This is a genomic window from Colwellia sp., assembly GCF_013215345.1.
Classification (GTDB): domain Bacteria; phylum Pseudomonadota; class Gammaproteobacteria; order Enterobacterales; family Alteromonadaceae; genus Colwellia.
Genome location: NZ_JABSOV010000185.1, coordinates 1 through 5,248, shown reverse-complemented (window position 1 = coordinate 5,248; position 5,248 = coordinate 1). Strand labels below are relative to the sequence as shown.

Genomic DNA, 5,248 nt, shown 5'->3' with positions numbered 1-5,248 from the left:
TGGAAGGTGCGGGTAAATCCTCGGCTATCGCAGTAATAGAAAATATCTTAAAGAAACAAGGTATTGACTATGTTAATACCAGAGAGCCAGGTGGCACACCTTTGGCTGAATCCTTGCGTGATATGGTCAAATCAGTAGATCATCAAGAAAAGCTTACTATTGAAACAGAATTGTTACTTATGTATGCCAGTCGCAGTCAATTGCTTGCCAACAAAATATTGCCAGCCTTAGCTGAAGGCAAATGGGTAATTGGTGATCGCCATGATTTAAGTTCACGTGCATACCAAGGCGGCGGTCGAGGCTTTGACGAAAATATTATGGATACTATCAGTAATATTACTTTAAAAGGCTTTCGCCCTGACATCACTCTCTATTTAGATATAGACCCACATATTGGTTTATCTCGTGCAAAAGCACGAGGTGATTTAGACCGTATTGAATTAGAGCAGATGGAATTTTTTATTCGTGTTCATAATAAATATCGCGAGCTAGCCGCACAGGATACATCTATTGTGACAGTTAATGCAGCACAAACAATGCTAGCCGTGCATCAAGATATAGAACAAGCGGTAGTCAAATTTATCGCGCAAGCAGACTTGGATTAGATAGCCCATATGTTACAAATATGCCGCGAAAAACAAGTGCAATTAAGCCGACAATATCAGCAACAAACCTTGGCTCATGCCATTATCTTGCAAGGTATAGCTGGTGCGGGTAAAGATGCCTTGGCAAAGTGGCTAATTGATTTACTAATATGCCAACAACCATTATCAAGCAGTGATTCTGCTGATGATGGCAGCATCAGCAGAGCCTGTGAGCAATGCAAAGCTTGTTTATTAAGAAAAAGTAACAGTTATCCCGATCATTTATTATTAACCAGTGAGAATAAAACCTTAGGCGTTGATGATGTTCGTCGCGGTAATGCTTTCTTAGAAAAAACAGCGCATCTTGGCCGGTTGAAAACAATATTAATTCCTCAAGCGCAAACAATGACGATTGCTGCTGCTAATGCTTTATTAAAGACCTTAGAGGAGCCAAGCGCGAACAGTTATATTGTTTTAATTACCGATGATATTGAGTGTTTATTACCGACCATAATTAGTCGCTGTGCAATATATGCTATCAGACCTATGGTCGGTGAAGCATTATTGGCTCAACTCACAACATCGCTGCATGGTAATTCTCAAATAGCCAATGGCTCTAGTATTAATGGCAAGATAAATGCTAATGCTTTTGTTAATTTATCCCAATTGCCCGAATTAACCGATGAAGATGTTTTCCAAGCGTTTCAAGCCTTTAATCAATGCTTTTTAGATTACTTAAATCATGGTCAAAGTGAAGCTACTTTACTCAACCAGCTTGTGGATAATAAACACGGTTTACGTTGGCTAGAAAAGATAACCTGTAACTTAGTAAGGCAATATTATCTCTTCAATAGCTCAGATAATGACCCTGAACAGCCTACGCAGATTGTTAATCAGAAAATTTCAGTACAGGTGTTGAATCAAATATATCAAGCTATCATCAGTAGTAATAAACTGATAAAGTCTTATACACAAGCTAATCGACAATTCGTCGCTGAACAGCTACTTATGACGATAAATGATATCGTTAGACCATCGACATAGGAGAGCAACTTGGTTCCATTAAACGTAGAGTTTCATTCAGAGCGTGATTTATATCTTGCCTTTATGCCTTTTCTTAAAGAAGGTGGCGTTTTTGTTCGTACACCACGCCAATATGATCTCGGTGATGAAGTTGAATTACACATATTACTGCCAGATGCGTTAGAAGAGTCTGTTGTTCATGGTGAAGTTTGTTGGTTGACCCCTATTGGCGCGCAAAACGGTACTCCTCCTGGTGTTGGTGTTACTTTTGTTAAAGATCCTGAAAAAACTCGCCATCAAATTGAGCAAATAATCGCTCGACATTTAAATTCTTCAGAGCCGACGTTAACTATGTAATACCAAACGGAATAATTAATTAGTTCGATTGGTATAATACGGCTTTCTTGTCACACAATAAATAAGTGACAAAAATTATAACGGCTATTCAAAGCCAAACCTTTTAAAGCACAGGAGCTCCTCGTTGTTTATAGATTCTCATTGCCATTTAGATCGCCTTAATTTATCCCTTTATGATGATAATCTGGATAATGTTATCCAGGCTGCCAAAGCGGCTAAAGTAGATAAGTTGCTTTGTGTCAGCGTGACCTTAGCTGATTTTCCTCAAATGGCAGAAAAAACCGCTCATTATGACAATGTATTGCTGACTTGCGGCGCTCACCCTTTAAATCAAGAAGATGAAATTATACCTGAGCAGCTATTAGCCTTAAGTCAAAATGACCGAGTAATCGCTATTGGTGAAACGGGTTTGGATTACCATTACGCGCCTGAGACTAAAGCCTTGCAGCTTGATTCATTCAAAAAACATATTCACGTTGCCAAGCAATTAAATAAGCCACTTATTATTCATACTCGAGCAGCACAAGAAGATACTTTAGCGTTACTGCGCAGTGAAGGGGCAGAGCAAGTAGGAGGTATTCTACATTGCTTTACTGAAAGCTGGGATATGGCAGAGCAAGCGATAGCGTTAGGCTTTTATATTTCTTTTTCAGGTATAGTTACCTTTAAAAATGCCACAGCATTAAGAGAAGTTGCGGCTTTAGTGCCTGATGATAAATTTTTAATCGAAACTGATGCACCTTATCTTGCTCCTGTACCTCACCGAGGTAAAGAAAATCAACCCGCTTATGTGGTCGAAGTCGCCAAACATTTAGCAAGTATTCGCGGCCAGTCGGTTGAAGAAATAGCTAAACTTTCTAGTGATAACTTTAATCGTCTTTTTAAGCTTTAATCCGCTGTTAAAACTTCCATCTATAGATACCTTGATAAATTTAAGACAAAAAAAGGCCCAAACAAACGTTTGGGCTTAAGGATTGGCTCAAGGGGTTTGAGCCGTGCGCTAATTCACCATTATCTGGTAATTAAGATAAAAACAAAAACAAAAATAAACTAGGGTGTAAAATCCTGTTTACTAACACCTTAGCAGGAAAAACCTTACTTCCTGCTAAGCTTGTGTAATTAAGTGTAGTGTATGTTTTTTAAATAGCTAATGTTTTATTGATTATTTATTTAATTATTATATTACAAGTGTTTAGGTGGTGTTTTCCTTGTTTTGAACAGGTTTTTAACTGGTATTGTTAACAGCTGTAACACCGCTTTATCACACCTTTTACACAGGATTTGCACAGTGTGGTTTTGTCCATTTATTTGCCTGTTTAGAGCCAGAAATGTATTGATATTAACTGATAATAAGCGCAGTAAGCGGCTATCATCAGTTACTCTTTATTACCTAGTTTCAGTTAATAAAGCTAAACTTTCTTCAGCAAAACCGACCCCAGCCTCGGTATAAAAGTTAAAAACTTTATCAATGCCGAATTCCTCTAGTTGTAAACGTTCATCATCATAGCGGGCGACAGCAGCAATCTTCCCTTGATAATTTGCTGAATTTAATTGCGTAGTAATGCTGATTGCATCTTGTACTGAAGGTAGCGCAAGTAAGACTAATTCAATGCGTGAAAGATCAATACTTTCCCAAAAGTGAATATCTTCAGCATCACCATAATAAGCTTCAATCCCTTGACTCGTTAACCAGGTTATTTTGTCTTTATCTGCATCTAAACCCCATGCAGGATTTGTACTATGGCTGTTAATGGCTTGATAAGCCCCCATGCCAACACGGCCCATGCCGACTATAACAATAGGCCGCTGACAAGGTTGGCAGAAACTGTCCTCTTCGAGTTTTTCTTGGCGCTCAAAATAGGATAAAAAACGTCTATGTTTAGCGAAGAGCGTGTGGGCAAAGCGATAAACGATATTCGTTAAAATAAAGGAGATGGATACACTTAATGCCATGATCACTAACCAATCATTACTCAGCCAGCCAGCGGTTACGCTTAGTGCGCCAACAATTAAGCCAAATTCACTGAAATTACTTAATGATAAGGCGCTGAGGAAAGCACTACGACAACGCATTTTTAATAGACTGAAAATTCCATAAAACAGAGCGAATTTAATCGGTATTAGCAGCACTAATATACTCGCTAAACCTAGCATTTCTAGTGTTGGTATCGCAGTAAACCCAATGGATAAGAAGAAGCCGATTAAAAAGATATCTTTAAAACTCATTAAGGCTTTATTAATTTCAGAGGCTTTAACATGAGAGGCTAAGAACATACCAACAATAAGCGCACCTAAGTCCCCCTTAATGTTAACTAGTTCGAATAATTCATAGCTACCAAGTGCTAGGAAAAATCCCATTAAGGGAATTAGTTCACCATGACCTACATGACTAATCACTCTATTAATAAGGGGTTTGATTAGAAATAGCCCCAGTAGCGCAAAAGCCCATATTGATGGCGTTTTACCGGTAGCAACAACTAAAAATACAACGGCAACAATATCTTGAATAACCAGTATACTTACCGCTAATTTGCCGTGGCGCGTACGCATCTCGCCATTTTCTTCTAATAATTTTATCACGCATACTGTGCTGCTAAAGCTTAAAGCAAAAGCGATTAACGCTGCAGTCATAAAATCTAAATCACTGAAATAACTCACTGACATTAGCGCGAGTATTTTAATAAAACTTATGGTGACCACAATCCAAAGTAAAGTATGTAAAGAGCAGCCCAGCCAAACTTCCGTTTTGAATAGGTTTTTCACGTTGAGCTTTAAACCTATGGTAAATAGCATGATGGTGATACCTAAATCACTGAGTACACTCAAGCTTTCATCGGCTTGATAACCAGCTATATTTAGGATAAAACCAGCCGCAAGGAAACCAATGGAGGGAGGAAGTGAGGTGGTTTTTGCTGCCAAGCCGCAGATAAAGGCGAAAAGTATCCAGATAAAGTCCATAGCATTACTCTATTTAAGTTGTTTTACTGAGCGGAAAAATTCTAGGGTGTTTGGTAACATTCGCAGGCATAAATTTTGATATCTACTAGCTCGCAGACGTTACTCTATACTGGTAAATACCTTGGCAGGTATTTACCAGTATAGAGGATAAGTTTACCTTAAAAACAATCCCTTATACCAACTTAATTCGTTAAACGAGTAAGTTTTGACGACAATAAATTTATGATAATAAGGTACTTGTTTGAGTAATAGATAATTGGACTCCCTCACCCTTAACGAGTGAGGTAATATAAAAGTTACCACACCAATATATTAAAAGAGTCCAG

The 5,248-nt window shown here is 38.2% G+C and carries 5 protein-coding genes; 4 read left to right on the top strand and 1 reads right to left on the bottom strand.

Annotated features, from left to right (window positions below):
- The 4 genes from tmk to HRT50_RS17600 all read left to right on the top strand — a co-directional run.
- On the top strand, positions 1 to 605 hold a 605-nt coding region (tmk, locus tag HRT50_RS17615), incomplete at its 5' end, for a dTMP kinase (protein ID WP_291616931.1).
- Between the two features lie 9 nt (positions 606 to 614).
- Entirely contained in the window at positions 615 to 1,628 is a 1,014-nt protein-coding gene (locus HRT50_RS17610) for a DNA polymerase III subunit delta' (RefSeq protein ID WP_291616929.1), read from the top strand.
- Positions 1,629 to 1,637: 9 nt separating this feature from the next.
- On the top strand, positions 1,638 to 1,964 hold the full coding sequence (locus tag HRT50_RS17605; protein ID WP_291616927.1) for a PilZ domain-containing protein: 327 nt from the start codon (positions 1,638 to 1,640) through the stop codon (positions 1,962 to 1,964).
- A gap of 124 nt (positions 1,965 to 2,088) precedes the next feature.
- Complete coding sequence (locus HRT50_RS17600; protein WP_291616925.1) at positions 2,089 to 2,856, top strand: TatD family hydrolase; 768 nt, start codon at positions 2,089 to 2,091, stop codon at positions 2,854 to 2,856.
- A 494-nt stretch (positions 2,857 to 3,350) separates the two neighbouring features.
- Here HRT50_RS17600 and HRT50_RS17595 read toward each other — a convergent pair whose 3' ends face one another.
- Positions 3,351 to 4,922 carry a cation:proton antiporter family protein gene (locus HRT50_RS17595; protein WP_291616923.1) on the bottom strand — a complete coding sequence of 524 codons (1,572 nt, stop codon included), beginning with the start codon at positions 4,920 to 4,922 and terminating at the stop codon, positions 3,351 to 3,353.
- Positions 4,923 to 5,248: the final 326 nt, after the last annotated feature.

Coding starts and splice junctions, on each gene's coding strand:
- HRT50_RS17610 (WP_291616929.1), top strand. CDS start 615: ATGTTACAAATATGCCGCGAAAAACAAGTGCAATTAAGCCGACAATAT.
- HRT50_RS17595 (WP_291616923.1), bottom strand. CDS start 4,922: ATGGACTTTATCTGGATACTTTTCGCCTTTATCTGCGGCTTGGCAGCA.